At 65.1% G+C, this 1,392-nt stretch carries 2 protein-coding genes; both read right to left on the bottom strand.

Annotation, left to right across the window (positions count from 1 at the left end; translation table 11 throughout):
* Nucleotides 1-752 (bottom strand): ESPR-type extended signal peptide-containing protein (locus tag ACXJKH_RS20500; RefSeq protein ID WP_457322131.1); only part of this gene is annotated, 752 nt, incomplete at its 3' end.
* Between the two features lie 68 nt (nucleotides 753-820).
* A partial coding sequence (locus ACXJKH_RS20505; protein WP_457322133.1) for a pilus assembly protein occupies nucleotides 821-1,392 on the bottom strand: 572 nt, incomplete at its 5' end.

Consider the following 1,392-nt stretch of genomic DNA (forward strand, 5'->3'; position numbering starts at 1 on the left):
ACGGCCAAGGCTTCGTAGCCGAGCGCCAATCCATCGAATTCGGCGCGCGAGTCGCCACCTACTGCAATGGCGCCTGTCCAGCCGCTGCTGCCTGCATAGGCATCACCCCCAATGGCGATTTTGGAGATGCCCGCCCCATCATGGGTCTTGGAGCCGCTGCCAACGGCGACGGAGTTTTCGGTGTACGCCTTCGAGCCGTTGCCAAGGGCCGTCGTCCCCAGCCCATTGGCGATGGCGCGAGCCCCCACCGCGGTGCCATAGCCACCGTTGGTCGCGCTGGCGAAGTAGCCGACGACCGTGCTGTTCTGGCCATAGCCTTCAGCAAAGTTGCCCACGGTTACACCACCGGCACCGTTTGCCCGGCTCTTGATCCCCGCGGTAAAGCTTCCGTGGCCGTTCGCACCGGCCTCACCGCCCAGCGCCATGGTTTCTTCGGCGGTCACCAAGCTCCAGTTTGCAGCAGAGGTATTCCCATACACCGACCCCTTGATCACGCCCATGACCACGGCATTGCCGGACGGGGCCACCGATATGGCGTGGAAGGCACTCAACACCTGGCGTTCCCACCACTCAGCGTCGTCGTCAGCGACTTCGACCGCCGCAGCGGTCATTGGGGCCAGACCCAGCAATGCGATCAGCGCCGCGCTTCGGCCTGACACCTGCGCACGCTTTCCACGCACCGAAGCCAACTCACTGGCAACGACCCAGCACTGCAGGGCGGTGGACCAGACACGGCGATAGATTTTGTTCATGAGAACTCCTTGGGGAACGAAACGAGATGGGAACCGCCCGGCATTGCGCAGCAGGCAGGTGTGGGGATTCAGGGCGTGAGGGTCTGCACGTGCTCACGATTGCCATCGCGCGTGAGCCGGTAGCGCAGCTGTACGGTGTGGCCCGGCTGCATGGCGAACGGCAGCGGCAATGCGCTGCCGGGATACAGGCTGCGCGACAGCTCGTGCGCGGTGCATTGGCTGCCGTCGCAGTCGGCGATGCTGGTGATGCCCAAGCGCAGCGTGCCGGCGTTGCGCAGCTGGTCGCCTTGCACGCGAATGTCCACCGTGCCGTCGACGGGCAATACGTTCACCAACGCCCCCCATACAAGGTTCACGCCAATGCTGGCCTGGGCGCCCTCGCCCTCGGCCTGGTCGCGTTCGTCCGGACCGCGTACCCCTTCGAAGTAGATGCGGTAGGCGGTTTCGGCCTGCACGGGCTGCAGCGGGATCACACGGATCAGGCGGTTGCCACCGCCAGCCAAGGCAAACTTGCCCGGCGTGACCGCGATGGCCGCTTCGCCGGGATCGACGTCGACCTCATGCTCCTGCTCGCCGGCGGCGTCAACGATACGTCGCACGGAAGTCTGGATGTACTGCGGCTGGGTAGACTGGGAATAGA

The organism is Stenotrophomonas sp. P5_B8 (assembly GCF_054049855.1).